We start from the raw sequence: 24,580 nt of genomic DNA on the forward strand, positions 1-24,580 counted from the left end.
GCCATGATGAAATGTAAGCGGCGATCACATTTCAATTGACGCCGCTCGCCGCGCGGTGCTATCGTGAGTCGATCAAATGTAATCATCGATAACATTAAACTGCGAAAGCGGGGGAAAGTCCATGCAGCAGAACACTGCCTCGTTCGACGCCATCGTCATCGGTTCCGGCATCGGCTCGCTGACCACCGCCGCCTTGCTGGCGAAAGAGCGCGGGATGCGCGTGCTGGTGCTGGAAAAGCACTTCAACCTCGGCGGCCAGACCCATGAATTCAAGCGCAAGGGCAAGTACGAATTCGACGTCGGCCTGCACTATATCGGCGGCATGGACAGGGGCAGCGGCAAGGCGGTGTTCGACTATCTCACCGAGGGGCGCCTGCTGTGGCAAAAGATGCCGGACGAGTTCGAGAAATTCGTTTACCCGGACCTGGAATTCGACGTGCCGTCCGACGGCAAGCTGTACCGCCAGCGCCTGATCGAGCGCTATCCGGCCGAACGGGCCGCCATCGAACGGTACTTCCACGACGTGAAGGCGGCGGCCACCTGGTATTCGATGGGACACCTGGGCGACGCCTTGCCCGCGGCATTGCGGCCGCTGCTGAAGCTGGCGTTCCGCTGGAAAGGCGGCCTGGCCGCGCTGACGGTCGAACAGTACCTGGAGCGGCATTTCAGCGACCCGCGGCTGAAGGCGCTGCTGGCGTCGCAATGGGGCGACTACGGCTTGCCGCCGAGCCAGGCGGCGTTCGGCATGCATGCACTGATCGTCACCCATTACTGGCGTGGCGCCTGGTATCCGGTGGGCGGCGCCAAGCAGATCGCGCGCGCCATCATCCCGGTCATCGAGCGCCTCGGCGGACAGGTCGTGTCCGGCAAGACGGTCACTGAAATCCTGGTCGAACACGGCCGCGCCACCGGCGTTCGCACCATCGCCACCCTCAAGCCCCACCGGCCGCCAGTGGACTATGCCGCGCCCATCGTCATCTCCGGCGCCGGCGCAGTCAACACCTATCTCAAGCTCGTCCCGCGCCACGTCGACATCCCGTTCCGCGACCGGCTGGCCCACCTCGCCCAACTGCAGCAGGGCACCAGCGCCATCTCGGTCTATCTCGGCCTGAAAGCGTCGCCGGCCACGCTGGGCATTCGCGGCGAGAACCACTGGGTCTATAGCGGCTACGACCACAACCGGGCGGCGGCCGACACCAGCTTCACGCAGGGCTATTACCTGTCGTTCGCGTCGCTGAAAAATCCGCAGGCCAGATCGCATACCGCCGAGATCATCACCTTCGCGAAATACGAGCGCTTCGCCCAATGGTCCGACGGCCGCTGGAAGAAGCGCGGCGACGATTACGAGCGGCTCAAGCAAGACATCGCGCAGCAGCTCATCGATCGCGTCGAACGCCGCATCCCCGGCTTTGCCGCCCTGGTCGACTATGTGGATGTCTCGACGCCGCTGACGATGGAACATTTCCAGGGCAATCCGCGCGGCGAATTCTACGGCTTGCCCGCCACGCCGGATCGCCTGTTCCAGCCCTGGACCGGCGCCAAAACGCCGGTCGGGAACCTGTACCTGACCGGGGGCGACGTCATGTCTCCCGGCGTGGTCGGCGCGATGATAGGCGGCGTGAAAGCCGCGGGCGCGATGATGGGACCGTTCGGCTTTTTCAGGCTGATGAAGACCATGGCTGAAGCGCAGCGGCGTACTGAACAGACGGGCAGGGCGCCGGCGTCCGAAACCGCGTCCGCCGGCTAGCCTTTACTGCGGTTCCAGCAGCGGCGCCACCAGCCGTTCGAGCACGCGCATCGCGTACAGCCCGGCATGCGCGGCGCGCAGTTGCCCCTGACGGTCGAACACATAGACTAGCGGCAGGCGCGTTTCGTCCAGCGGGCCGAGATCGTGTTGGCCAAGTATGGCGATCGGAAGGTCAAGATGGCGTTTTGCCACGAATTCGCGCAGCGCATTCCTGTCGATCGGGACCGATGCGGCGAGCGTGTAGACGCCGCGCGATGCATAGGCGGCGGCGAAGCGCTGCAATTCCCAGATGCACTTGCGGGATGCCAGCGATTCCGGCGACCAGACCGACACCAGCGTGATCCCGTCGCGCCCGGCCAGCGAGAACGGCGTCCCGTCGAGCATCTCGGCCTCGACGCGGTGCGACGCGGCCGGCTGCTCCGCCGCCAGCGACAAGGCAGGCAGCGCCGGCAGCAGCGCGAACAAGGCCAGAACGAGCCGGCGGTTGATTGAAGTGGGAAACATGTCCTGCGATCCGTTGTTCCGTGCGCGGGGCAAGCCTGGCGATTTGCCGTGCCCACCTCGGTTAAGGTTGAAATTTCCAATTGGAAATACTTATGACAGCTTTTCGTCGCCGGGTATTTGATTTAAGTTAGGAATTATGAGAGCTTATTTCCTATAAGAAAAACAATGCGCAGCTTGGTTTAGAGAATATTGTGGCCGCTCAAGACAATAAATCGCCAGTCCTGCTAGCGCATTTCATGGGATGATGACCAGATCCAACGCAGATTGGAACCATGAAAAACAATGGGAGAGGAGAACCATGAAATCAATCCGTCGCTTCATGCAGGGCGTCGCCGCAGTCATTCAAGCCGACCGCCATTTGTTTCAACGATTCCCCACGCTTAAGCTGGCCGCGCTCGGCATGGTGCTGCTGCCGGCGATATACGCCGTGATTTACCTGGACAGCGTCTGGGACCCGAATGCGAAAACATCCGCCTTGCCGGTCGGCCTGGTCAACCTGGACAGCGGGACGAGCTTTCGCGGGCAGGATGTCAGATTCGGCAACGACGTGGCGGCGGCGCTGGAGAAGCAGGGCCAGTTCGGCTACCAGCGCTTTTCCGACGCGGCTTCGGCGCAGCAGGCGGTGCGCGACGGGAAGCTGCATTTCACGGTGCTGATCCCGAAGGATTTCAGCCAGCATGTCGTCGCCGGCACCCAGCCGGGCGCGGCCAAGGTGGCGGTCTATGCCTCGGAAGCCAATAACTATGTCGGCGCCGGTTTGGCCAGGCGCTTTGCGCCGGAACTCGCGCAAGGCGTCAACGGCCTCATGAGCGCTAAGCGCGCCGAATTGAATGCCGCCGGTTCCCTGCAAAGCCTGGCAAAGCTGAAGGAAGCGGTAATGCGGCTGAATGTCGGCGCTTCGCTGCTGACGTTCGGCCTGGAGGGCGCGGTCAAGGGCAGCGGCGAGCTGGAAAAGGGCACCGTCACCCTGAAGGACGGCGCGCTGCAGCTGCAGGAAGGCACCAGGAAACTCAACGCCGGCGCCGGGGAACTGGTTCCGGGGATGAAGCAGCTGGGCGCTGGCCTGCGCATGATGGATGCGAAAAAGCCGTCGAATGGCGACTTGCAGGCGCTGGCCGACGGCGCGCATGGCCTGGCGGCGGGCGAGGCCGAGTTCGGCAAGAGCCTGGCGCAGTTGCAGGGCGGCGCCAGGCAGCTGGCAGGCGGCGTGCGCCAGCTCAAGGAGCGGGTGCCCGACCCGATGCTGATGCAAGCGATGGCGCCGCTCGACGCCGGTGCTGGCCAGCTGGCCGCAGGCATGGGCAAGGCCGGCGAAGGTCAGGCCAGGCTGGCTGAAGGCGCGCGCCGGCTCGATGAAAACACCGGCAAGCTGGCCGCCGGCCTGATGAAGTTCAACGAAGGCATCCACGCCATGGCTGCCAAGATGCCGGAGGACGCCAGGATCGACGCTTTTGCCGCCGGCATGAAGCAGCTCGCCGACAGCACAGGCGCATTCGCCGGCGGCGCCATGCGCCTGAACGAAGGCGCGGGCAAGCTGGCCGCCGGCCTGGTCAAGCTGAACGAGGGCGCCGCGACGCTTTCCGCTGGCTTGCAGCAAGTCGACGCAGCGCTGCCGGCGCCGGGCGCCGAGGGCGACACAGGCGCCGCCATTCCGGCCGGCGCGGTGCAGGTCGATCTGCAGGTGAGCGCGCCGGTGGCCGGGCGCGCCGCCGGATTCGCGCCCAACTTGCTGGCGGCCGCGCTGTGGATGGGCGTGGTGGCGATGGCCTTTCTGTTCCATTTCAACCGCTTGCCGGCCTCCGTGCAGCAGGCGCCGGGATTGTCGAAGGCGCTCGGCAAGCTGGCCGTGCCGGGCGTGCTGGTGCTGATGCAGGTCATCGTCGCGGTGCTGGCGCTGGTGCTCTTGCTGGAGGTGCGCATTCCCGACATGCCAGGCTTCGGCGCCACGCTGGCGGCGGCGGCTTTCGCCTATCTCGCGCTGCTGTTCGCGCTGGTCAGGGTGTTCGGCGCGGCCGGCAAGGGCGCTGCCATCCTGCTGCTGCTGGCGCAGCTGACTTCCGCGGGCGCGCTGATGCCGCTCGAACTGACCACCGGCGTCTACCACGCGGTGCAACCCTATCTGCCGATGACCGGCGTCGTCCAGGCATTGCGCGCAAGCCTGTCCGGCGCGGCGGGCGGCGCCTGGCCCAATGCGCTGGGCTTGCTGCTGCTCGAAGGCGCGATAGCGTTCCTGATCGCGGCGTTCGCCGGCAAGTGGAAGATCGTCAGGGCCGAGGATTACCGCCCGGCGCTCGACGTCGACATGGCCGGCCGCGCCGGCGCATTCCCGCAGGCGGGCGCGCTGGCGGCGACCGCCAAGTAATCACCCATCCGCCGCCCGCAGGGCTCACGCCGCATCGGCGGCGGCCCGCCTGGCGCGGCGCGCGGTCTTGACTGGGGTTTTCAACGGCAGGGGCGTGACGCTGGCGCGGGCGGGTTCTTCCGCTGCGGCGTGCGCCTTGACCGTTCTCCTTGCGGCCTTGCGCCGGGGCGCTTTCCTCTGTTCCGCCTGCAGCAGCGCCATCAGTTCCAGATGCGCCTCGCTCATGAATTTCGCCAGTTCGCGCACGTCCGGCATGGCGCGGCGGCATGCGATCAAGCCGAATTCGAGCGCGCCGTTATAGCTCATCACGGTGATGTTGAGCGCGATGCCGTGCAGCGGTATCGACAACGGGTAATAGCTCGCCATGCGCGCGCCCGCCATGTACAAGGGCGTCTGCACGCCGGGCACGTTGGAAATGAGCACGTTGGCGAGCGGCGGCACCCGGTCGGCCAGGCGCGTACGGCTGTACAGCGACGCGAACGCGCTCATCAGCCACGGCACGCCCAGGCTCGGCAGATCCGTCGGCAGCGCCGATTTGACGCGGCTGAGCGTGGACTTCAGGGAGCTGGAGGATGCAACGATCTCCAGCATGCGCTCCTTCGCGCCGGCCTGGTCCGTCGGCAGGCTGGCCAGCGCCATGCTGAACTGGTTGTTTTGCTCGGTATTGCCCTGCGCACGCAGGTTCACCGGCATCACCACCTTCAGCGGCTCGGCGGGCAGCGCGCCCCGGGCGTCGAGGTAGCGCCGCAAGGCGCCGCTGCATACGGCCAGCACGGCATCGTTGAGGCTGCCGCCGAACGCGTTTCCGACAGCCTTGGCTTCGACCAGCGGAATCCGGACGGTGGCGAAGACGCGCTGGTTGGTGATGGTGGTGTTGAGCGGCGTTCTCGGGCCCGGCTTGAGCCGGTTCGCCAGGCCGCCACGCTTGCCGCCTTTTCCGTTTTTGCCGGCTGACGGCAGCATCAGGCTGCCGACGGCCTTGGCCGTGGTCGGCAGGTATTTCACGATCTTCCAGTACTGCGTGGCGGTGTGGCGTAGCACGTTGGCGATCATGGCGCTGACGCCGGGCTGGTCCGCCGCCTTCGTGCGCTCCGGCAGTGTGGCTGCCGCGCGCGGCAGCGGGCTCGTATCGAGCACGGCGCGCGATACCGATTCCGCCCCCACGCCGTCGATCGCCGCGTGATGGACCTTGATGTAGAGCGCAACCTGGCCCGACTTCAAGCCTTCGATCACATGGAACTCCCACAGCGGCCGGCTGCGGTCGAGCAGGTGGGAATGCAGCCGCGCCGCCACCGCTTCCAGCTGCGCCATGGTGCCCGGCCGGGGCAGCATGACGCGTTGCACGTGGTAGTCGAGATCGACTTCGCCATCCTCGACCCATACCGGGTTGGCGAAATCCAGCGGCAGGTGGGCGAGTTTCTTGGTGAAGAGGTCGGCCAGGTGAATGCGGCCGGCCACATGCGCCTTCACGTCTTCATGGAAGTCGCCGCAATAGCCTGGCGGCAGATCGAACAGGTGCAGGGCGCCGATATGCATGGGCATTTCCGGCAGTTCCAGATGCAGAAATGCCGCATCCAGGCCGCTGAGTTGTTTCATTGCTTCTCCTATGGTGGACTGACTGGTCGGGAAACGCGTCAGTCTTCCACAATGAAAAAGCGGGCTTTGGACTTTCCTCAATCAAATAGGTCATGTGACCAGTAGTAGGGGCTCTAATCAAGGCGGCGCGCCTGCTCAGCGCCGCTTGAAGAATTCCCACATGACGTCGTTGGCCGAGATCGCCTGCGAGGGCGGCTCGTCGCCGCGCGCCTTCTGGCCGCCGGGCCAGGAATGGCCGCCGCTCTCGGTCACGCAGAGCTCGACTTCGGCCTGGCCCCGGCAAGGCGCATGCAGCTCGCAATAGGCGCCGTCCTTGTCGAGGATGCGGCGCGGCTTCGCGCTGCAGCCGTCCAGCTGCACCCATTTGGCCACCGTGTCGGCGACCGAGGTGAAATCGGTGACCTTCGAGGCGTCCGGCAGCCCCGGCCCCGCGCCGCCGGCAAACAGCACGTGGTTGTCATTTCTGGCGTGGATGTGCAGCACTGCTACCGGGCTTTTCGGGTTACAGCTGCGCGTGTTGTCGGTGCCGGCTACCGACGCGATGGCTCTGAACACGTCGGGCATCTCGCAGGCGAGGCGGTAGGCCATCATGCCGCCGTTGGACATGCCGGTGGCGTAGACGCGGTTGCGGTCGATGTTCATCTGGCGCGTGAGGCGATCGACCGCTTGCCGGATGAAACCGGCGTCGTCGATATTTTCATCGCGCGCGCCGCCGCAGCAGTTGCCGGCGTTCCAGGTTGCGAACTTGCCGGACCGCAGTTTGCTGAAGCCGTTGGGGAACAGGGCGACAAAGCCTTCGCGCTCGGACTTGCCGATCAAGCCGTAGCGGGCGTCATCGGCCTGGTAATCCATACTGCCGCCGCCGCCGTGCAGCGCCACCAGCAGCGGCGCGGGCGTGGCCGGATCGTACTTCGCCGGGACATGGACCCGGTACGTGCGCGTGAGCCCGCCGTGCTCCAGCTCGAAGCGGTAGTCGCCCGGCTGCGTAATCCGTTCGCCGGCGTCGGCGGCGCCCTGCTGCTGCCGTTGCAGCCGGCGCTCCTTGAGCCACTGCCGCAGCGGCCCATCCGCGGCGGACGAGGGCGGCGCCAGGGCGATGCCGCTGGCGAGCAGTGCAAGGGAGAGGGCAAGTGAGGCGTATCGTTTCATGGATGACTCCGGATGTCCAAACTGCAAAATCTTTATCTTCCCGATAAACTGCAATCTTATGCGGCGGCGCGCCGCCTCCGGTAACTATAAGAAGGAATCATGGAAAAATGATGGGAAATTTCCAGGTGTTCGATCCCGCCTTGCTCGACGGCGCAGGACTGAATCGGCAGGCGGTGTTCGATCTTGATGCGCTGCCGACGGACATCGCCGCCGCGGTCGCCGCGAGTTGCACTCCCGGCCGCTCCTATCGCCAGCTGATCCTGATCGGGCACGCCGGCAGAAAACTGTGGCAATCCGTCACCGCCGCCGGCATCGCCTCGGACGATCCGATCGACGACTTCACTGTGCGGACGGTAAGGCAATGGTTCGCCGGCAGCCTGGCGCAACACGCTTACGACATCCTTTACCCGGGCACCCAGGCGATCGGTTTGCAGCGTCTCGGCCAGCTGGCTGGATGGCACCACGCCAGCCCGTTCATGGTGGGCATCGATTCCGAGTGGGGTTCCTGGTACGCCTACCGCGCGCTGGTGGTGGCGGACACCCGCTTCGAGCCGACCAGGCCGGTGCGCGGCGTGCATCCGTGCGCGACGTGCCAGCACAGGGTATGCGTGACCAGTTGCCCGGCCGGCGCCTTGAGCGGGGAGCAATTCGACCTGGCAAAATGCGTTGCCTATCGCAAGCGCGAGGGATCGCAGTGCAGGGCCACCTGCCTGGCCAGGATCAGTTGTCCCGTTGGCAGCAGCCACCGTTATTGCGACGCACAGATCCGCCATACCTATGTCGGGTCCATGCGCGCGATTGAACGGTACTACTGACGCGCAGTAATCCCGCGAGCGCCCGCGGCATGGAGAGAGGGGCAAGGCGAGTTCCTGAAACTGCACGACCTCGGACATTGGTCAAATACCGTACGCGATGTGCGTCAACGCAGCGCGAAATTTCCGCCCCCGCATTGATCATCCCGAATCGCTCCACATAATGGTAAGTCCTCCAACCTTGATTCAAGGAGTGACTCATGAAGCCTTTTGCTCTCCTGGCGGCATCCATGGTGATCCCCGCCGTTATTGCATCCGCACAAACTCCCTCGACAACCAGCACCACGAGCACCTCGATTCCTTTCATCCCGCTCATTTCCAATGGCGGCGGCAGCACCCTGACCGGCACCACGACGCCCGGCTCGGCATGGTTCATCGACACGGCCAAGGGCCTGGTGGTGTTCTGCACCCAGACTAACACCGGCACGAGCACGACCACCAGCACGAGCGGCGCGCCAACATTCGCCTGCTCCGCGCAGGCGGTGCCGACGGCCGCCAGCAGCGGCACCTCGGGCGGCGGCACGCCGGCCACCGGAGGTTCCTCGAGCGGCGGCACACCGGCTACTGGAGGCGCCGGCACCAATCCGATGGGCGGCTAACGGCAGCGATGTGCCTGTTCGTCACCGCCAGGCATTCGTCTTTGCCGGCGAGCGGCGGTCGCGGCGCTCCGACCGGCGCCGCGCCGCTGGCAACGTTGACGGAATTTATCCGATTCCCGCGCGGTCAAACCCGTTCGTTTCCGGATCTCGGGGAGATCGAAATGGATGTGGACAAGCAAGCCAACGAAGGCATGGAAAAGGTGGCGCAGCTCGTTGAGGAAATCAAGTTCGCGATGCTGACGACATGCGAGCACGGCGACACCCTGCATAGCCGGCCGATGACGACGCTGCAAATGGACAGCGACGGCTACCTGTGGTTTTTTACGAGCCTCGATTCCCACAAGGTCGACGACGTCAGCGAGCAAGCCAGCGTGAACCTGGCCTATGCCCGCCCTGACAAGCAGGACTACCTGTCGGTTGCGGGCACCGCCGAACTGGTGCGCGACCGCAAGAAAATGGAAGAATTGTGGACGCCGTGGCTGCAACCCTGGTTCCGCGACGGTCTGGACGACCCCAATCTTGCGCTGCTGAAGGTCAAGCTCGAAGAGGCTTACTACTGGGATGCGCCCGGCAGCGCGGTCAAGCGCCTGTACGGCCTGGCGAAGGGGATATTAACCGGCAAGACCGACGCCCTGGGCGAGCACGGCAGGGCACATCCGCCGCACTGAACATCGATTGGCGGTGCGCGCATGCCGAAAAGCGCCCCCTTTTTTCGACAAACGTGTTACACTTGCGCCCCTCGCGGCTGTAGCTCAGCTGGATAGAGTACTTGGCTACGAACCAAGGGGTCGTGGGTTCGATTCCTGCCAGCCGCACCATACACGAAGGGGCCACATTTTTCGGAATGTGGCCCCTTTTCTGTTTTCTATTTCTAATCTCTGATCGCTCGGCTCCGGCATGCCGGGGCCGAAGCGGCATCAGCGGCGGCGCTGGTAGCCGCCGGTGCGGGCGGGACCGCGCTGTTCGAGATGACGGAAGGTGATCCGGCCCTTGCTCAAGTCGTAGGGCGACAATTCAATCGATACCTTGTCGCCGGCCAGGATGCGGATATGGTGCTGGCGCATCTTTCCCGAGGTATAGGCGATCAGCTGGTGTCCATTCTCGAGATCGACGCGAAAACGCGAATCCGGCAGCACTTCGGTGACGAGGCCATTCATTTCGAGCAAGTCTTCTTTAGCCATGATGTAATCCAATATCAAATTGCGCCGGGAGCCCATGCCCGATGCCGCGCCTGCGATGCATCGAGACGGGCCATTCCAGGCAGTGGGCGCGCAAGCGCCGGGTGGAGAAAAGCAAACAACGCCACCGGCGTCAAGCGGGCCGGCGCGGACATAGGGCGCCGCACGGGGCGGCGGCGAATACGGCAATGAACGATGAAGGTGGTCAGCGCACGTAAAGTGGTGATCTCTGCGCGACCGAGGAACTGGAAAAGGCGGATGCGGAAACCGGGTTCCGGCCAAGCGGACAATCGCCATCGGACTGCCGCACTATACCACAGGCGGTCATGCCGCGCTGCCGGAGGGCATGGCAGCGCCGTTCGGCCATGGTGAAATGACAGGTGACGAATGGCTGCGCAACCGGCGCGGTCAGCCAGTGTTACCGCGTGCGCGGCGAGGCAAAGGTTTCCGGCCGCAAGATTAGCGGCGAGCCGGTCACGCCGGCGGCGGCCAGCCGTCGCGCGATGCCGTGGATGTACGCTTCGAAGGTCTTGAAGATGCCCATGATGTCGGCGTGCGGGTTGTCGCCGTCGACGGCGCGCAGCTTGCAAAGCGCTTGCGTCGTGATCAGGCAATCGCGCCTGGCATAATCCACCACGACGGTAAAGGCCACGCCTTCGGGCGAGAGGCGCGGCGCGTTGAGCGGTTGGTTCATGATGTGCCTTTGAAGAATGTTGCGTTGGAGGAGCGGCCGCGTGCGCGACGCGCGAACACGCGATGCAACGATCGCGGTACGCCTTACGTTTGTTTCTTCTCCTTTGGAGAGGTCATCATGACGAAGTGTGAAATCATGGCCCTGATCATGCGCAAGGAAGACCAGTTCGAAGGCGATCCCTTTACCGCCGCGGCAAAGCTGGTTTACTGCCTTGAGCTGCTGGCCGGGCGGCAAGCCATTGTCAAATTGTCGGCATGCAATGACGGGGTGCCATGTGATGTACGAAAAATACTGAGCGATACTGTTAGGCGTTTGAGCGGATTGCCTGTATAGTGGACTTCCGCACTTGTATCAAGTCGTCGTCTTTGCTGGTCTCGTTCCCGTTTTGCTCTTTCCTGAAGAGCCATTCCTGTCTGATTCCTTTCGGTCGTATTCCTTGGTCTCGAGTGCATTTCGGGCACCCGCCCTTATTTCGTTTCAAAAGGAAATCACATGACTACGCAAACCGGCACCGTAAAATGGTTCAACGACTCCAAGGGCTTCGGCTTCATCAAGCCCGACGAGGGCGGCGACGACCTCTTCGCGCACTTCCAGGACATTCAGTCCACCGGCTTCAAGAGCCTCGCTGAAAACCAGCGCGTGTCCTTCGAGCGCGGCATGGGCCCGAAGGGCGCCAAGGCAACGAATATTCGCCCCATCTAAAGGCGATACTCTTTTTTCCGCAGGCCGGCGGCGCACAAGCGCCACCTCGCCTTGGAGACACCTTGCAGATAGCCTGGGTCTCGACTGTTGCGGAAAGCGAAAGCCCGTCACTGACGGGCTTTTTTTCATCCGGCACATTCCTGCCGCACCTTGTCCGCTTTGCGGACAAGGCAGACGCGGCGCGCTCAATGTTGCAGGTTCCACTGCCTTGTCGGCATGGCGATGATTTCCGTCGCATCCGGCTGGCCCGCCGCGACATTAAATGCGCTGATGCGCGCATGCAGCACGCCGGTGGGCAATGCCGACGTGTCGAAGTCCAGCCAGGCGAACTTCCTGTCGGCCGACACGGCAAACACGCCCAGGCGCGGCGCATAGCCGGTAGCCGGCAGCAGCTCGACATTCTGCAGGCCGCTGCCGCGCACTTCGAGCCGGGTGGCGCCGCTGACGATGTCGCCATGCACCGGCGCCATCGTCACCGATGCGGTAAACGACGTCGTTCCATTCCTGACATCCCAGCGCCGCGCCGGCATGGCCACGATTTCCCGGGCATTGGGCTGTCCATCGGTCACGTTGAACGCGCTGATTCTGACATCGTGCACACCATCGGGCAGCGACCGGGTGTCGAGGTCCAGCCAGGCAAGCGTCCTGTCCGCCGACACGTTGAAGACGCCCAGTCGCGGCGCATAGCCGCTGGCGGGCAAGAGTTCGGCGTTCGCAATTGCGCTGCCGCGGATTTCCAGCCGCGTTGTGCCGCTGATCACGGCGCCGTCGGCGGGTGCGGCGGTGAGCGTGGCGGCAAAAGCGGCCGTCGGCGCAGACGTGTTGCTGATGTTCCAGGTGCGCGCCGGCATCGCGATGATTTCCGTCGCGCCCGGCTGTCCTGCCGCGACATTGAAGGCGCTGATCCGCACGCTCAGCGGCCCGTTGGGCAGCGCCGTGGTGTCGAGATCCATCCAGGCCCGGGTCTTGTCCCCGGATATGTTGAACACCCCCAGGCGCGGGCTGTATCCGGATGCCGGCAGCAATTCGACGTTGGCCATGTCGTTGCCGCTCACTTCCAGCCGCACCAGGCCGGCAAGCGCTGCGCCGCCGGCCGGCGCCATCGCTGCCGCGACGAAAAATGGCGCGGTCGGCACGCTGGAACAGCGCGGATCGAGGCTGCAGGAATTGAGGATCCTGCCATCGGATGTAAAAAAGGTGGGCAAGAGCCGCGCGCCGGTTGCGCCGGCATCCCCATTCTCTCCGCCACCGCATGCGCCAAGCAGCATGAGCAGGCCGGTCGCTGGCAAGACCTTCAAGATGGATAACATGATGGTTTCTCTCCGATAGTTGGATCGCGCGCCCGGCGACGAGTTGCGCATCGCCGCCGCGCCCGCCAGGGGTACAGCAGGCCGCGTGCCAGCTCCGGCGGACGCGCACGGGGAGGCCTTTCGGTCATTCTTCTGGTTGTTGATTTTTCAATAATTTAAATGTAGAACTGTAGCTTCAATAAAAAACAATCAAGGCCGCATTCACGCGCGGGAGGAGCAACGTGAAATCCATCAGAGACCGGCTCGTGCCATCCCTGTTCCTGGCGCTTGCCGTCGCCATGAGCGCCGCATCGGCGGGCGGATTCGAGGACGCGCAGGACGATTACGCATCCGGAAGGTTTGACCGCGCCTATGCGGTGTTTTCCAGGGAGGCCGAGCGCGGCAATCCCGATGCCCAGCTTTACCTGGGCGCGATGTACGAGAACGGGCAGGGCGTCGATCGCGACTATCGGCTGGCGGCGCAGTGGTACGAGCGCGCGGCCGGGCAGAACAACCCGGTGGCATGCTACAACCTGGCCCAGCTGTATTTCGAGGGGGAAGGCATTGCCCGCGACGCCGGCAAGGCACTGGCGCTGTTCGAAAAGGCGGCGTCGCTGGGGCTCGATGATGCCAACCGCCAGCTCAGTTCCATGTACCTGCTTGGCAAGGGCGTGCCGCAGGACGATCGCCTGGCGGCATCCTGGCTTGCCAGGTCGGCCGAATACGGCAACCCCGGCGCCCAGTTCAATCTGGGCAAGATGTATTTCGACGGCCGAGGCGTCCCGCAGGACTATGAGAAGGCGGAGCACTGGTGGATGCGCGCGGCGAGGCAGGGGCATGCCAAGGCCCAGTACAGCCTGGGCGTGGCCTACTATCACGGCAGCGGCTTGCCGAAAAACGTCAGGAAGGCGATTCCCTGGCTTGCCAAGGCTGCCGCCCAGGGGGAGGCGGATGCCCAGCTGCGCATCGGCGTGATGAATTACCTGGGACAGGATGTCGCTCTGAACTATACGCAGGCCATCTACTGGTTCGAAAAAGCGGCCGCCCAGGGCGACGAGCGCGCCCAGTTCGCGTTGGGCGCTGCCTACGAGGATGGGCGCGGGGTCGCGCAGGATGCCACGCAGGCGGCGGCATGGTTTGCGAAAGCGGCGGACCGGGGGTATGCCATCGCGCAGTATCGCCTCGCATCGTTATATGAGACCGGGCGCGGCGTGCCGCAGGACGCGATCCAGGCGCACAAGTGGTTCGCGCTGGCAGGCAAGGGCGGTTATGCCGACGCCGAGCGCAAGATGCAGGCGATCGAGCGCGGCATGAGCGCCGGGCAGGTCGCCGAATCGGGCCAGCTGGCGCAGCGCTGGTCGAAAGAGAACGGCGCCCCCGGTCGCGGCAACGTCGCGCCTGGCATGCAGTAGGTCAGTACTTCACGATCATCACCGTCCCCGCCACGAGCAGCAGGGCGCCGGCGATGCGCGCCGTATTGATGCCATGCTGGGCGAAGCCGATCAGGCCGTAGTGGTCCAGCACTAGCGACGTGAGCAATTGCGCGGTGATGGTCAGGCACACCAGGTTGGCCGCGCCCAGCTTCGGCGCGACGAGGATGGCGGTCGCCACGTAATACGCGCCGAGCGCGCCGCCGATCCATGCCCATGGCGGCAGCTTGCCGAGCGCCTGCGCGGTCGGCCAGGCCGCGCGCGAGACAATCGCATATGCCAGCAGGCAGGCGCTGCCCACCGCAAACGAGATGAGGGCGGCGACGACGGGACTGCCGATGCCCTGGCGCAGGGTGCTGTTGACGCCGACCTGGAGCGGCAAGACCGTGCCGGCGGCAATGGCCAGCAATACATACCATGTTTGCATTTTTTCCTTTTCGTTAAGCGATTAATATCCCGGGTGTCGCAGCGGTGCGACCGGCACATGGCATCGTATCCGGGGATGGCTCCGTATTTTTTCAGCGATGCGGTTTTTTCGATTACATTGAAACGAGAAAACACATCCGCCTGCGGCCGGTGCTGGCCGCAAACCTGATTGCGGACGAATCTGTATGTCTATTTTCACATGGAAGAAAGCATGGCCACGGCGACCGTGAAAATCCTGTTGAACATCATCGGCATTATCGCCGTCCTGCTGGCAATTCTCGGCATCTTCCTGCCGCTCTTGCCGACCACGCCCTTCCTGCTGCTGGCGTCGGCCTGCTTCGTGCGCGGCTCTGAACGCCTGCACGGCTGGCTGTTGACCAATCGCCTGTTCGGCGAATACCTGCGCAACATCGAGGAAAAGCGCGGCATTCCGCTCAAGGGCAAGATCATGACGCTGATCCTGCTCTGGGCCTCGCTGGCATTTTCCATCTATACGGTTCGCCCCTTGCTGCTCAAGGGCATGCTGGTGCTGATCGGACTCGGCGTCAGCGCCTGGATACTGCGCATGAAGACGCTGAGATACGATGACTAAGGGCTCGCCGCTTTCCCGGGCTATTTCTTCCCGCCCTGCAGCGCCAGCATCGCCACCACGCCGGCCACCAGTCCCCAGAATGCCGAGCCCACGCCGAACAGCGTCACGCCGGACGCGGTCACCAGGAAGGTGACGAGCGCCGGTTCGCGTTCGCGCTCGTTGGCCAGCGCGGCGGCCAGCCCGTTGCCGATGGTGCCGAACAGCGCCAGGCCGGCGATCACCAGCACCAGCTCTTTCGGGAACGCGGCGAACACCGCGCCGACGGTTGCGCCGAACACGCCGACCAGCAGGTAAAAGAAGCCCGCCGCGACCGCCGCCACGTAGCGGCGCTTGGCGTCTTCATGTGCTTCCGGGCTCATGCAGATGGCCGCCGTGATCGCGGCCAGGTTCAGCGCGTAGCCGCCCAGGGGCGCCAGCAGCAGGTTGGCGACGCCGGTCCAGCCGATCACCGGCGAAATCGGTACCGCGTAGCCGAAGGAGCGGATGACCGCCACGCCCGGCACGTTTTGCGATGCCATCGTCACCACGAACAGCGGCAGCGCCACGCCGATCGTCGCCGCCAGCGAAAACCCCGGCGCGATCCATTTCGGCTGCGCCAGTTCCAGCCGCACGCCGTCCATGTGCAGCAAGCCCTGGGCGGCGGCAATGGCAATGCCGAGCAACAGCGTCACGATCACCGCATAGCGCGGAAACAAACGGCGGCCGGCCAGGTAGGCGACGAACATCGCCAGCGCCAGCGCGAACTGCGTCTTCATCGCCACGAACACATCCATCCCGAAGCGCAGCAGCACGCCGGCCAGCATGCCGGAGGCGAGCGACACCGGAATGCGGCTGATCATGCGCTCGAACAGGCCGGAAAACCCGCAAAAAGTAATCATCGCCGCCGACAGCAGGAAGGCGCCGGTCGCCTCCGGCAGCGCCACGCCGGCCGCGCCCGTGATCAGCATGGCCGCGCCCGGCGTCGACCAGGCGGTGACCACGGGCACGCGATAGCGCAGCGACAGCAGGATGCAGGTCAGCCCCATGCCCAGCCCGAGCGCCCACATCCACGACGCGATCTCGACCGGGCCGGCGCCCAGCGCGCGCGCTGCCTGGAACACGATGACGGCGGAACTGGTGAAGCCGACCAGCACGGTGACGAAGCCGGCGGCGACGGCGGACAGCGAAAAATCCTTGGCGAATTGCATGACTGCAGGAAATGAAAGAGGGAAGCGGAATTGTTGCATGAAACGCTGTGGCGGCGCTGAGCCGGCGTGCGGCCGTTACCGGCCTTGCGCAATGCCGCGAAAGATTGGAAGATGCCGCCTGTCACACGCAAGCGGGCGGCTTTCGACGCTGCATGTCCGCCAATCTTCCCTATGCAAATCGAATTCATCCGCCAGCGCCTGCGCGCGCTGGGCGCCGGACCGATCCACGAGCAGCGCGTGCTGCGCGACTGGGTGCGAGCCCGGCCGCATGACCAGGTGCGCCGACGCCTCGACGACTTCTTTCCCAAGGCGCTGCGCGAGGCGCTGCCGGCGCTCGACGTCGAACTGCACGGGCTGGCGCGCCTGCTGTCGTCCCATCCGACCGAGGATGGCGCGGCGCGCCTGCTGGTCGGGCTCAACGACGGCCAGACCGTGGAAAGCGTGCTGCTGCCGCGCGGCGGGCTGTGCGTTTCCAGCCAGGTCGGCTGCGCGGTCGGTTGTCAGTTCTGCATGACCGGGCGCAGCGGGCTGATCCGCCAGGTCACCAGCGGCGAGATCGTCGCCCAGGTCGCGCTGGCGCGCATGCAGCGCGCGGTGAAAAAGGTGGTCTTCATGGGCATGGGCGAGCCCGCCCACAACCTGAACAACGTGATGGAGGCGATCGAGCTGCTGGGCACCGAGGGCAATATCGGGCACAAGAACCTGGTGTTCTCGACGGTGGGTGACGTGCGCGTGTTCGAGCGCCTGCCGCAGGGCGTGGTCAAGCCGGCGCTGGCGCTGTCGCTGCACACGACCAAGCCGGACTTGCGCGAACGGCTGCTGCCGCGCGCGCCGCGCCTGACACCGAGAGAGCTGGTGGAGCTGGGCGAGCAGTACGCCCGCCTTACCCATTATCCGGTGCAATACCAGTGGACCCTGCTGGAGGGAATCAACGACGGTGAGGATGAGATGGATGGCATCGTCGACCTGCTCAAGGGGAAGTACGCGATATTGAACATGATCCCCTACAACACGATTCCCGACCTGCAGTTCAGGCGCCCGTCGTGGGAGCATGCGCGCGACATCCTGCGCCGCCTGCACCGGCGCGGCGTGCTGACCAAGCTGCGCGATTCGGCGGGGCAGGAAGTCGATGGCGGCTGCGGGCAGTTACGGGCGCGCGCAATCGCGGATCAGCCGCGCAGCATTGCGATCCATCCCGCCTGATCGACTGCCGGGCGCGCGGCCCGGCAGGCTCTAGCAATTCCCCTTCTTGGCCTGACCCGGGGGGCAGAACCGGCCGCCCTCGCGTTCGACCGGCACCCGCACCCGTTCCACCACGGTCCGGCAGCGCTGCACGGTCCGGTAGGACGTGCCCTGGGGCGCACCCTGCGCCGCCATCCGGTCGCCGACCACGGCGCCGGTGGCCGCACCGACCGCGGTCGCCACGGTTTTTCCATTCCCGCCGCCGACCTGGTTGCCCAGAAGGCCGCCCGCGATGCCGCCGACGATGGCGCCGCCGTATCCCTGTCCGCCCGACTGCACTGCGACTTGCTCGTTCCAGCATTCCTGGCGCGGGCGCTCGACGATTTGATATTCGCTTGCGGCTGCCATCAAGGGCAGGGCGGCAATCACGCCGGTGCTCAGTATTTTGCGCAACATATCTTTGCCTTTGAATTCAAGAGTGGTTTCCACTTCAGCGGGAGGAGCGTTCATCGCCGCAAAACATGTCTTGTTTTGCTATTCACAGCCGGGCCTTGCAGCTTCCCGGCCTGACTAGGCACGGCGATGCGAGAACGATTTTATAGCAGTGTTGCCCAAAAGAAGTATTGCATGGCGTGTTGCACAACAGCATATTTGAAACAAGATGTATCGCGCAGTCAGCGCGCTGCGCAGGGTGCGCCGCAAATTAGAGGGGCGGCTCGACTCGGCTTCAATTCATGCCTGACCCCATATATGATGCTATTGCCTTTTCACAACTGACCGGCGCTTTCGCGCCGTCCTTACCTACAGGAGCAACCCATGTCCCTTTCCATCAACTCGACTCTCGGTGATCTGCTCGACAACGAGGCCGCCAAGGCTATCCTCGAAAAGTACCTGCCCGGCGTGTCCACCCACCCGCAGATCGGAATGGGGCGCGGCTTCCCGCTGAAGACGGTGGCCAGCTTCTCCGGCGGCCTCATCTCCAACGAGGCGCTCGAAAAGATCGAAACCGACCTGGCGGCGCTGGGCTGAACGCACGTTTCGGCGACGGGGCCGGCTTCGACCGCAAGCCCGGTCGGACCGGGCTCGGCCGCCATACGCGCCGCCCGCCACATCTATCCAGTTATTCCGCCTCGCACGGCAGCCCGGAAACGGTTAACATCGACCTCTTCACCATTGCGAGACGACCCATGCACATCATCAGCCGCGAACTGTACGAGGCCGCACTGCTCATCAATCACCAGGACACCGTGTATCAGCCGGGGCTGGCCGCGCATGAAGCCGCGCTGGCCGCGGGCATCGCGCGCCGCAATGGTTCGCTCATCGAACTGACCCACAAGGGCGAGGAAGTCATCCGCCTGGAATGACCCGTGCCATCGAGCGATGGCAGACAACTCGGCGCAAGCGCAGGTCGCGCTTGGCTGCCGATATGAAAAAAACGGGGCAGGCTCGACATCAGTCATGATCGAGTCTGCCCGGCTGCGCTTCATGCGGCCATAGGCGGTCAAGCCGTCACGAGGCCGAATTCTTCGCCATCACCTGCTGGTTGTTCCTGCACTCATTGGCGAGCTGCTGGCCCTTTTTCGAATCGAGCAGTATCCCCTTGGCTGGGATGTTGATCCACACCAGGCCGGCCTCCTTGTCTTCGAAACGGTGCGCGCCGGTGGTGGTTTCCACGCGCGTCAACTCGTGCATCTTCTTGTGCCAGCGCAGTCCGATGCGCTTGGTGTCGGCGGTGTTTTCGTAGATCGAGAGCTTGTTGCCCAGTTCGCAGTTGAAGTCGACGCGGACATGCCCGGCGAGATCGGGCTGACGGTCATCGTCGTCCGCCTTGGCCGCGGCATGCTGGTGCGCGTGCTTCGCCGTTTTCTTGTGCGGCGTGGCGGCAGGCGTTTCGGCAAATGCCTGAGGGAGAGCGGCGGACATGCCGGCGCCCAGAAGCACGAGTACAGGGAATAGCTTTTTCATCAGATTGTCTCCGTAATGATGCGCTCCCGCAGGCAACTCCACGCGAGCCGCGCCTGATTGATCGAAGGGTGAATACGTACCCCGATCCTGACCGCTGCACTGTCTTTGCAATGCCTGTCGATCTTAATCAGCAAAAACGGAGAGATGTTGCTTTGACGAAATTTGTTACATTGTGCGATGCAGGATGCACTGACAGAGCTTTATCAAAACGGCTCAACCTGAATACGTTTGCCTTCCAGACGAACTTCCGACGACGCGGTTTCGGCATCTTGCAAGTCGCGGGTGCTGACTTTCGCCACGCCGCTGAATGCATTGTTCCCCGGACCCGGGGTAATGCGGATTTTCGTCTTGGTGCTGCCGATCCATTTTCCACTCTGGTCGAAGCGGAAGGCGATATAGGTGGCATCATATTGCCCTTCGCCGACGCGTTTCCAGGCACCATGCCCGCCGCTAAGGACCGGGTGCGTATCGCCGCTTCTGAAAAACGTGCCGTCCGACGAAAACGTCAAAAGATTCTTGCCGACGCCGGAAGGGCGGCTGACCGTGACGATCCATGCCCCTACCAGGCTGCCGTCCGTTTCCCGCGCGGGTTGGGCGCCAGCATCCGTGACCAGCAGCGCGATCATGAAGCATGCAAAAGCGGAGATGATTTTTGACATGGGCCTTCTCCTTCGATCGCGTCCCGATGTCCGCCGCGGGAACAAAACCTATCCTTTGGCGCGCCACCTGGCATGGCCTCGGGAGCGAAAAGCGCCGGGTCATCTCAGCATAGCGCTCCATTCCGGACAAGGCCGCGCATGCCTCTGGGCTTTGTGATAAATCAATGAGGCGACGCATGCGAAATGCTCAGTAGAATGCGCCGCGCCTGCTTTTTCCTACCCGAGGGATTTCAGGGAAATGCCTTGTTCCGGCGTGCCCTCCAGGTAGTCGTGGCCCGTGTTCGTCAATCGCCAGAAACCACTTTCGGAAACGGTGACCCATCCCTTGTCCTGGAGCAGGTGAAGGTGATGGCGGATGGCGGCTTGTTCCGCGTTCAAGCGCTGGGCGACCCCGATAACGTTCAGCTCCGGTTCCGGAGCCTCCAGAAGCTTTCCTAGGATCGCTTCCATTAGCATTTGATCTCGCTTCATGGCGGTGAAATTGGCAAAAAGCGCCATCTTAGCGGAATTCGCGGCGCGCGCGCCGCGCTTGTTATCTGCCGCGATAGGCTGGCCGCGTCTTCTCGATAAATGCGCGCGTGCCGGTGCGGAAATCTTCCGTCGATGCGGCCAGGCCGAACAAATCGGCGCCCAGTGCCGCCGACTCCTCGAGCGTCATGTTGAGCCCCCGGTGCAGCGCCTCCCAGGTGAGCCGCACGGCCGCAGGCGATTGTTGCAGTATGTCGCGCACGATCGTCCCGGTTTCATCCATCAATTGGTCGGCATCGGCGATACCTTGCACCAGGCCGATCTTCAACGCTTCCTCGGCATCCACGGCACGGCCGCGCAGCAGCATTTCCGCGGCGCGTCCCTTGCCGACCAGGCGCGGCAGGCGGGTCGTGCCGCCGAATCCGGCCACCGCGCCGATGCGCACCTCCGGATGACCGAGCATGGCGTGGCGGGCCGCGATGCGCAGCATGCACGATTCGGCCAGTTCCAGGCCGCCACCATACGCATAGCCATTGAGCGCGGCCACCGTCACCTTGCCGAGGTCCTCGATTTGGTTCGTGATCCTGACCGCCAGGCGCGCATACTCGCGCACTTCCAGGGGCGTCGCGCGGTGCAGATAGCGGATGTCCGCGCCCGCCGAGAATGCGGCCGCCCCCGCGCCGGTCAGGATCACGGCCCGCACCGATTCGCGCGTCTTCAGCGCATCGAGCAATTCCGACAGGCGCTGCAGCACGTCGATGTTGAGCGCATTGAGCACTTCCGGCCGGTTGATCGTCACCAGCGCGATCCCGTCGTTTTCCTCGCAGAGGATGGATGGCATTGCCTGCATGTCTTTGTCTCCGTTCATCGGTGGCCGATTGGATTCAGCGGCATGTTTGGGCTTGCCGCAGCGCCGGCCGGGGCGAGGGGAATCTGATCGCACCGGAGGAGCACAGCACGCCCGCTATCACCAGCGCCGCGCCGCCGGCCTGCGCAGCCGAGATCGATTGCCCGAGCAGCAAGCCGATCAGGGCGGCGAAGATCGGCACCAGGTTGATGAACACGGCGGCCGACGCCGCGCCCAGCTTCTGGATGCCCTGGTTCCACCACAGGTAGGCCAGCACCGAGCCGAACAAGCCCATGAAGACGATCGCTGCCGCAACGGGAAGAGACGGCGGCGTCAGGAAATCCGGCGTCGCCGCCACGGCGAACGCAGCCATCAGGGCGGCGCCTCCGGTGATCGTGCTGCCGGTGACCTGCATCGTCGACAGGCCATGGACGAAGCGTTTCGGAATCACCGAGTACGCCGCCCATCCCAGGCTGCCAAGGAACACCAGCAGATCGCCGGTCGAGAACGACATCGCCGCCAGCGCATGCCACGATCCCTTGCTCACCACGACGATGACGCCGATCAGGCCGAGCAGCAGGCCGATCGCCTGGCGCCGCGCGATCGGTTCGCGATTGATCAGCGCCGACAGCACCACCGTCAGGGCCGGGTTGAAGGCCATGATCAGCGCGCCGTTGACTGCGGATGTGAGGCGCAGCCCGTAGAACAGGCTGACATTGAATCCGAACACGCCGAGCGCCGACATCAGCAGCAAGGGCGGCGCGTTGCGCCGTAGCGCCGGCAGCGGCCAGCCCTCGCGATAGGCGACGAAGGGCAGCAGCACCGCCGCCGCGAGCAGAAAGCGCCAGGCGCCGAGCGACAGGGGCGACATCAGCGCGACCGCATACTTCCCGAGGTGGAAAACCGAAGCCCAGAAGAGGGTGGTCAGCAGCAGTTTCAGATAGGTCCAGGAATGGGTCATGGCGATTGCTCCCGTTCAGATATGGAGCTAGTATAGTTTTCCAACTTTGCAAATTGTTTTGTTTATTTGGAATATGATTTTCCATATATGAAAAATCTCGCCTTCGACTGGAACGATCTGAAATACTTCCTGGCGGTCGCGCGCCAAGGCGGGCTGAGCGGCGCAGCAAGCGCGCTCGGCACCAGCGCGTCGACGGTGTCGCGCCATATCGACGCATTGGAGGGGCGCCTGGCGGCAACCCTGTTCCTGCGCCAGCAAACCGGCTATCTGCTGACGGACGACGGCAGCGCACTGTTGAAGCACGTCGAACAGGTCGAGCAGGCGATGATGGCGGCCGAACGCAACGGCCCCTTGTCGGTGCAACGGCAAGTGTCGGGGCAGGTGCGCCTGGCCACCACGGAAACGCTGGCCTCGCATCTGATCGTGCCGCATCTGCCCGATTTTCGCCGGCGTTATCCGCAGTTGCAGGTGGAAATCAACATCGGATTGACACGCGCCAACCTGTCGCGGCGCGAGGCCGACCTGGCGCTGCGCATCGTGGCGCCCGACCCGGACGACGGCGCCGGCGACTATATCGCCAGCCGTGTCGGCAAGATGGACTTCGGCGTGTATTGCAAGTCCGGATTGCTGCCGCCCGCGCCGGCGGAAGCGGACGACGACGCGTGGCTGTCGCTCGATTATGTTTCCTGGGACGAGTCCTGGGCCGACCTGCCGACGGCGAAATGGCTGCACGCCGCATATCGCGGAAAGCGGCCCGTCCTAGCCTGCAACAGCGCGCTGGCCCAGCATGTGGCGGTGCGGGCCGGGATGGGCGTGGGCATGCTGCCTTGCTTCATTGGAGACCGCGACCCGGCGTTGCAGCGCGTCGGCCGCGATCGCCTGTCGCTGTCGCGCGACCTGTGGCTGGTCTATCACCGCGACCTGAAAGCCAGCCAGCGGGTCATCGCGATGCGCGATTTCGTCACGGAGCTGGTCGACACCTTCCTGTGTGCGGACGGACAGAGCCTGTGATGGGCGCCGGAAGGGGGAATTCAGTTACGCCTTCCAGTACTTTGAATACACCGCAAGGACGGCCGTTTTGACGACATCGGCTCCGGTCGTCGCATCTTCGATGACGACTGCGTATTCGCTGGGGCTGGACGTGTTTTGCCGCCACTGCCAGCCGGTGTAGCCGACGCCGGCCGCATTCAGGCGGCTCAGCCCGGCGTCGAGATAAAACTGGTCCGGGTCGTCGCCGCTCCGCACCCCGAACTGCTGGATGAATACCGGGACATTCCGCGCCGTCTTCATATTCACCAGCGCGCCCAGCCGGCTCTCCAGGTTGGCGATGTTTTGCTGCTGCGTCTGGTTCGTGCGTATGAAGAGATTGCCGGTATAGACCACCCGGTTCGTCCAGCGCGGATCGGCGATATACGCTTCATCGCACAGGTTGATGTTGTAGGCATCCCGTGGCCCGACGAGAATCGGGGTTCTCTTGTCACCGGCCTGATCTTCGATGGCGGCCATCAGCTCCTGGTAGAAAGCCGATACGTCGTCGCCATAGGATGAATCCCTGCCTGCCAGAGGCTCGGGCAACAACTCGTAGAAGGCGATCTTCGGATAGTCCTTGAGAATGCCGGCGAGATAGACCCATGCTTCCTTGAACAACTGGCGCTGGGCCAGGTCGGTCCAGAAGTTGCGGCCGCCAGGATACGTTCCGCTCGGATCGCAATACTGCGCCATGGCCGCATCCTGCAATCCATTCTGCCCGCAGTTGGAGTCGATGACCGGGATGACCCACAGCCCGGCATCGATGCACCACTGAATCTCCTGCAGAAACCGGCTCAGATGGTCCGGCTTGAAATGCCCGGGGGACGGATCTGCCCGGCTTTCGACATCCGTGCCGCCGTACAATCCCCACCAGCGGATCAGGACGCGGACCACTTGCCCGCCCTGGGCGGCAATCGTCGCCGCATCGTAGCTGCGCATCTCGCCCCAGGTGCCCTCATTAATGCCGCGAAGAATGACCGGGGTCCCATCCGGCGCCAGCATGCTTGAACCATTCAGCGCCAGCCTGGATACCGGTGCCGGCGGCGGATCGGACGTTCCAGCCGACGTGGGCGGTGCCGGCTGCGGCGAGTTTCCGCCACCCCCGCCGCACGCCGCGGATGCCACTGCGCCCAGCAGCGATATCAGAACCGCCCTGCGGCCCGGCGAGTGGTGCGCCTCGTCACTCATGGTTTCCCCGCTTC

Annotated in this window: 28 protein-coding genes and 1 tRNA gene; 14 read left to right on the plus strand and 15 right to left on the minus strand. The window is 64.2% G+C overall.

Features of this window, described 5'->3' with window-relative positions:
- Positions 1-121: 121 nt before the first annotated feature.
- Positions 122-1,747, plus strand: a complete 1,626-nt coding sequence (locus FAY22_RS01790; RefSeq protein WP_146328644.1) for an NAD(P)/FAD-dependent oxidoreductase — start codon at positions 122-124, stop codon at positions 1,745-1,747.
- A 3-nt stretch (positions 1,748-1,750) separates the two neighbouring features.
- On the opposite strand, the gene FAY22_RS01795 is transcribed toward FAY22_RS01790, so the two are convergent.
- Complete coding sequence (locus FAY22_RS01795) at positions 1,751-2,251, minus strand: TlpA disulfide reductase family protein (RefSeq protein WP_146328645.1); 501 nt, start codon at positions 2,249-2,251, stop codon at positions 1,751-1,753.
- Positions 2,252-2,549: 298 nt separating this feature from the next.
- Between FAY22_RS01795 and FAY22_RS01800 the strand changes: the two genes are divergently transcribed.
- Positions 2,550-4,613 carry a YhgE/Pip family protein gene (locus FAY22_RS01800; protein ID WP_168204735.1) on the plus strand — a complete coding sequence of 688 codons (2,064 nt, stop codon included), beginning with the start codon at positions 2,550-2,552 and terminating at the stop codon, positions 4,611-4,613.
- A gap of 24 nt (positions 4,614-4,637) precedes the next feature.
- On the opposite strand, the gene FAY22_RS01805 is transcribed toward FAY22_RS01800, so the two are convergent.
- Both FAY22_RS01805 and FAY22_RS01810 read right to left on the minus strand, forming a co-directional pair.
- Positions 4,638-6,209 carry a wax ester/triacylglycerol synthase family O-acyltransferase gene (locus FAY22_RS01805; RefSeq protein WP_146328647.1) on the minus strand — a complete coding sequence of 524 codons (1,572 nt, stop codon included), beginning with the start codon at positions 6,207-6,209 and terminating at the stop codon, positions 4,638-4,640.
- 135 nt (positions 6,210-6,344) lie between these two features.
- Positions 6,345-7,358, minus strand: coding sequence for a PHB depolymerase family esterase (locus FAY22_RS01810; RefSeq protein ID WP_146328648.1), 1,014 nt, complete (start codon positions 7,356-7,358; stop codon positions 6,345-6,347).
- Positions 7,359-7,465: 107 nt separating this feature from the next.
- On the opposite strand from FAY22_RS01810, the gene FAY22_RS01815 reads away from it, so the two are divergent.
- The 4 genes from FAY22_RS01815 (at position 7,466) to FAY22_RS01830 (ending at position 9,587) form a co-directional block, all read left to right on the plus strand.
- Complete coding sequence (locus FAY22_RS01815) at positions 7,466-8,173, plus strand: hypothetical protein (protein ID WP_146328649.1); 708 nt, start codon at positions 7,466-7,468, stop codon at positions 8,171-8,173.
- A gap of 197 nt (positions 8,174-8,370) precedes the next feature.
- Entirely contained in the window at positions 8,371-8,769 is a 399-nt protein-coding gene (locus FAY22_RS01820; protein ID WP_146328650.1) for a hypothetical protein, read from the plus strand.
- Positions 8,770-8,930: 161 nt separating this feature from the next.
- Positions 8,931-9,437 carry a pyridoxamine 5'-phosphate oxidase family protein gene (locus tag FAY22_RS01825; RefSeq protein ID WP_146328651.1) on the plus strand — a complete coding sequence of 169 codons (507 nt, stop codon included), beginning with the start codon at positions 8,931-8,933 and terminating at the stop codon, positions 9,435-9,437.
- Positions 9,438-9,510: 73 nt separating this feature from the next.
- Positions 9,511-9,587 (plus strand) — tRNA-Arg (locus FAY22_RS01830).
- Between the two features lie 99 nt (positions 9,588-9,686).
- Here the strand turns inward: FAY22_RS01830 and infA are convergent.
- Together infA and FAY22_RS01840 are read right to left on the minus strand one after the other, a co-directional pair.
- Positions 9,687-9,950 carry a translation initiation factor IF-1 gene (gene infA / locus FAY22_RS01835; RefSeq protein WP_146328652.1) on the minus strand — a complete coding sequence of 88 codons (264 nt, stop codon included), beginning with the start codon at positions 9,948-9,950 and terminating at the stop codon, positions 9,687-9,689.
- A gap of 415 nt (positions 9,951-10,365) precedes the next feature.
- A complete protein-coding gene (locus tag FAY22_RS01840; protein ID WP_146328653.1) occupies positions 10,366-10,641 on the minus strand; it encodes a DUF1488 family protein in 276 nt (91 codons plus the stop codon).
- Positions 10,642-10,758: 117 nt separating this feature from the next.
- On the opposite strand from FAY22_RS01840, the gene FAY22_RS01845 reads away from it, so the two are divergent.
- Complete coding sequence (locus tag FAY22_RS01845) at positions 10,759-10,974, plus strand: hypothetical protein (protein WP_146328654.1); 216 nt, start codon at positions 10,759-10,761, stop codon at positions 10,972-10,974.
- 159 nt (positions 10,975-11,133) lie between these two features.
- A complete protein-coding gene (locus tag FAY22_RS01850; RefSeq protein WP_146328655.1) occupies positions 11,134-11,343 on the plus strand; it encodes a cold-shock protein in 210 nt (69 codons plus the stop codon).
- A 185-nt stretch (positions 11,344-11,528) separates the two neighbouring features.
- Here the strand turns inward: FAY22_RS01850 and FAY22_RS01855 are convergent, their stop codons facing one another.
- A complete protein-coding gene (locus tag FAY22_RS01855) occupies positions 11,529-12,653 on the minus strand; it encodes a hypothetical protein (protein ID WP_146328656.1) in 1,125 nt (374 codons plus the stop codon).
- Between the two features lie 221 nt (positions 12,654-12,874).
- Here FAY22_RS01855 and FAY22_RS01860 point away from each other — a divergent pair, with 221 nt between their 5' ends.
- Complete coding sequence (locus FAY22_RS01860; RefSeq protein WP_146328657.1) at positions 12,875-14,044, plus strand: tetratricopeptide repeat protein; 1,170 nt, start codon at positions 12,875-12,877, stop codon at positions 14,042-14,044.
- 1 nt (position 14,045) lies between these two features.
- Here FAY22_RS01860 and FAY22_RS01865 read toward each other — a convergent pair whose 3' ends face one another.
- Positions 14,046-14,489 carry a DMT family transporter gene (locus FAY22_RS01865; RefSeq protein WP_146328658.1) on the minus strand — a complete coding sequence of 148 codons (444 nt, stop codon included), beginning with the start codon at positions 14,487-14,489 and terminating at the stop codon, positions 14,046-14,048.
- Between the two features lie 210 nt (positions 14,490-14,699).
- Here FAY22_RS01865 and FAY22_RS01870 point away from each other — a divergent pair, with 210 nt between their 5' ends.
- Complete coding sequence (locus FAY22_RS01870) at positions 14,700-15,080, plus strand: YbaN family protein (RefSeq protein WP_246860620.1); 381 nt, start codon at positions 14,700-14,702, stop codon at positions 15,078-15,080.
- A gap of 20 nt (positions 15,081-15,100) precedes the next feature.
- On the opposite strand, the gene FAY22_RS01875 is transcribed toward FAY22_RS01870, so the two are convergent.
- Positions 15,101-16,267 carry a benzoate/H(+) symporter BenE family transporter gene (locus FAY22_RS01875; protein WP_146328659.1) on the minus strand — a complete coding sequence of 389 codons (1,167 nt, stop codon included), beginning with the start codon at positions 16,265-16,267 and terminating at the stop codon, positions 15,101-15,103.
- Between the two features lie 171 nt (positions 16,268-16,438).
- Between FAY22_RS01875 and FAY22_RS01880 the strand changes: the two genes are divergently transcribed.
- A complete protein-coding gene (locus tag FAY22_RS01880; RefSeq protein ID WP_146328660.1) occupies positions 16,439-17,470 on the plus strand; it encodes an RNA methyltransferase in 1,032 nt (343 codons plus the stop codon).
- Between the two features lie 30 nt (positions 17,471-17,500).
- Here the strand turns inward: FAY22_RS01880 and FAY22_RS01885 are convergent, their stop codons facing one another.
- Entirely contained in the window at positions 17,501-17,905 is a 405-nt protein-coding gene (locus FAY22_RS01885) for a glycine zipper 2TM domain-containing protein (protein WP_246860621.1), read from the minus strand.
- 360 nt (positions 17,906-18,265) lie between these two features.
- On the opposite strand from FAY22_RS01885, the gene FAY22_RS01890 reads away from it, so the two are divergent.
- The gene (locus tag FAY22_RS01890; RefSeq protein WP_146328662.1) at positions 18,266-18,478 is read left to right on the plus strand and encodes a hypothetical protein; all 213 of its coding nucleotides are present in this window, start codon (positions 18,266-18,268) and stop codon (positions 18,476-18,478) included.
- A 158-nt stretch (positions 18,479-18,636) separates the two neighbouring features.
- Positions 18,637-18,813, plus strand: a complete 177-nt coding sequence (locus FAY22_RS21900) for a hypothetical protein (protein WP_168204736.1) — start codon at positions 18,637-18,639, stop codon at positions 18,811-18,813.
- Between the two features lie 145 nt (positions 18,814-18,958).
- On the opposite strand, the gene FAY22_RS01895 is transcribed toward FAY22_RS21900, so the two are convergent.
- The 5 genes from FAY22_RS01895 to FAY22_RS01915 form a co-directional block, all read right to left on the minus strand.
- Positions 18,959-19,414: a hypothetical protein gene (locus FAY22_RS01895; protein ID WP_146328663.1), complete on the minus strand. Its 456-nt coding sequence runs from the start codon at positions 19,412-19,414 to the stop codon at positions 18,959-18,961.
- 203 nt (positions 19,415-19,617) lie between these two features.
- Positions 19,618-20,073 (minus strand): hypothetical protein, encoded by a 456-nt coding sequence (locus tag FAY22_RS01900; RefSeq protein ID WP_146328664.1) that lies wholly within the window; start codon positions 20,071-20,073, stop codon positions 19,618-19,620.
- Positions 20,074-20,289: 216 nt separating this feature from the next.
- Complete coding sequence (locus FAY22_RS01905; protein ID WP_146328665.1) at positions 20,290-20,571, minus strand: hypothetical protein; 282 nt, start codon at positions 20,569-20,571, stop codon at positions 20,290-20,292.
- Between the two features lie 34 nt (positions 20,572-20,605).
- Positions 20,606-21,382: an enoyl-CoA hydratase/isomerase family protein gene (locus FAY22_RS01910; protein WP_210411877.1), complete on the minus strand. Its 777-nt coding sequence runs from the start codon at positions 21,380-21,382 to the stop codon at positions 20,606-20,608.
- Between the two features lie 43 nt (positions 21,383-21,425).
- Positions 21,426-22,349, minus strand: a complete 924-nt coding sequence (locus tag FAY22_RS01915) for a DMT family transporter (protein WP_146328666.1) — start codon at positions 22,347-22,349, stop codon at positions 21,426-21,428.
- Between the two features lie 87 nt (positions 22,350-22,436).
- Here FAY22_RS01915 and FAY22_RS01920 point away from each other — a divergent pair, with 87 nt between their 5' ends.
- The gene (locus FAY22_RS01920; protein WP_146328667.1) at positions 22,437-23,360 is read left to right on the plus strand and encodes a LysR family transcriptional regulator; all 924 of its coding nucleotides are present in this window, start codon (positions 22,437-22,439) and stop codon (positions 23,358-23,360) included.
- Positions 23,361-23,384: 24 nt separating this feature from the next.
- Here FAY22_RS01920 and FAY22_RS01925 read toward each other — a convergent pair whose 3' ends face one another.
- Entirely contained in the window at positions 23,385-24,566 is a 1,182-nt protein-coding gene (locus FAY22_RS01925) for a glycoside hydrolase family 5 protein (RefSeq protein ID WP_146328668.1), read from the minus strand.
- Positions 24,567-24,580 lie beyond the last annotated feature (14 nt).

It is taken from the genome of Noviherbaspirillum sp. UKPF54 (assembly GCF_007874125.1).
GTDB lineage: Bacteria > Pseudomonadota > Gammaproteobacteria > Burkholderiales > Burkholderiaceae_D > Noviherbaspirillum.

Bases quoted from the DNA above. Each gene is read 5' to 3' on its own strand.
- FAY22_RS01895 (WP_146328663.1), bottom strand. From the start codon at position 19,414: ATGAAAAAGCTATTCCCTGTACTCGTGCTTCTGGGCGCCGGCATGTCC.
- FAY22_RS01925 (WP_146328668.1), bottom strand. From the start codon at position 24,566: ATGAGTGACGAGGCGCACCACTCGCCGGGCCGCAGGGCGGTTCTGATA.
- FAY22_RS01815 (WP_146328649.1), top strand. From the start codon at position 7,466: ATGATGGGAAATTTCCAGGTGTTCGATCCCGCCTTGCTCGACGGCGCA.
- FAY22_RS01865 (WP_146328658.1), bottom strand. From the start codon at position 14,489: ATGCAAACATGGTATGTATTGCTGGCCATTGCCGCCGGCACGGTCTTG.
- FAY22_RS01920 (WP_146328667.1), top strand. From the start codon at position 22,437: ATGAAAAATCTCGCCTTCGACTGGAACGATCTGAAATACTTCCTGGCG.
- FAY22_RS01885 (WP_246860621.1), bottom strand. From the start codon at position 17,905: ATGTTGCGCAAAATACTGAGCACCGGCGTGATTGCCGCCCTGCCCTTG.
- FAY22_RS01800 (WP_168204735.1), top strand. From the start codon at position 2,550: ATGAAATCAATCCGTCGCTTCATGCAGGGCGTCGCCGCAGTCATTCAA.
- FAY22_RS01910 (WP_210411877.1), bottom strand. From the start codon at position 21,382: ATGCCATCCATCCTCTGCGAGGAAAACGACGGGATCGCGCTGGTGACG.
- FAY22_RS01855 (WP_146328656.1), bottom strand. From the start codon at position 12,653: ATGTTATCCATCTTGAAGGTCTTGCCAGCGACCGGCCTGCTCATGCTG.
- FAY22_RS01915 (WP_146328666.1), bottom strand. From the start codon at position 22,349: ATGACCCATTCCTGGACCTATCTGAAACTGCTGCTGACCACCCTCTTC.
- FAY22_RS01810 (WP_146328648.1), bottom strand. From the start codon at position 7,358: ATGAAACGATACGCCTCACTTGCCCTCTCCCTTGCACTGCTCGCCAGC.
- FAY22_RS01890 (WP_146328662.1), top strand. From the start codon at position 18,266: ATGTCCCTTTCCATCAACTCGACTCTCGGTGATCTGCTCGACAACGAG.
- FAY22_RS01875 (WP_146328659.1), bottom strand. From the start codon at position 16,267: ATGCAATTCGCCAAGGATTTTTCGCTGTCCGCCGTCGCCGCCGGCTTC.
- FAY22_RS01850 (WP_146328655.1), top strand. From the start codon at position 11,134: ATGACTACGCAAACCGGCACCGTAAAATGGTTCAACGACTCCAAGGGC.
- FAY22_RS01870 (WP_246860620.1), top strand. From the start codon at position 14,700: ATGGCCACGGCGACCGTGAAAATCCTGTTGAACATCATCGGCATTATC.
- FAY22_RS01840 (WP_146328653.1), bottom strand. From the start codon at position 10,641: ATGAACCAACCGCTCAACGCGCCGCGCCTCTCGCCCGAAGGCGTGGCC.
- FAY22_RS01825 (WP_146328651.1), top strand. From the start codon at position 8,931: ATGGATGTGGACAAGCAAGCCAACGAAGGCATGGAAAAGGTGGCGCAG.
- FAY22_RS01880 (WP_146328660.1), top strand. From the start codon at position 16,439: ATGCAAATCGAATTCATCCGCCAGCGCCTGCGCGCGCTGGGCGCCGGA.
- infA (WP_146328652.1), bottom strand. From the start codon at position 9,950: ATGGCTAAAGAAGACTTGCTCGAAATGAATGGCCTCGTCACCGAAGTG.
- FAY22_RS21900 (WP_168204736.1), top strand. From the start codon at position 18,637: ATGCACATCATCAGCCGCGAACTGTACGAGGCCGCACTGCTCATCAAT.
- FAY22_RS01820 (WP_146328650.1), top strand. From the start codon at position 8,371: ATGAAGCCTTTTGCTCTCCTGGCGGCATCCATGGTGATCCCCGCCGTT.
- FAY22_RS01845 (WP_146328654.1), top strand. From the start codon at position 10,759: ATGACGAAGTGTGAAATCATGGCCCTGATCATGCGCAAGGAAGACCAG.
- FAY22_RS01900 (WP_146328664.1), bottom strand. From the start codon at position 20,073: ATGTCAAAAATCATCTCCGCTTTTGCATGCTTCATGATCGCGCTGCTG.
- FAY22_RS01795 (WP_146328645.1), bottom strand. From the start codon at position 2,251: ATGTTTCCCACTTCAATCAACCGCCGGCTCGTTCTGGCCTTGTTCGCG.
- FAY22_RS01905 (WP_146328665.1), bottom strand. From the start codon at position 20,571: ATGGCGCTTTTTGCCAATTTCACCGCCATGAAGCGAGATCAAATGCTA.
- FAY22_RS01805 (WP_146328647.1), bottom strand. From the start codon at position 6,209: ATGAAACAACTCAGCGGCCTGGATGCGGCATTTCTGCATCTGGAACTG.
- FAY22_RS01790 (WP_146328644.1), top strand. From the start codon at position 122: ATGCAGCAGAACACTGCCTCGTTCGACGCCATCGTCATCGGTTCCGGC.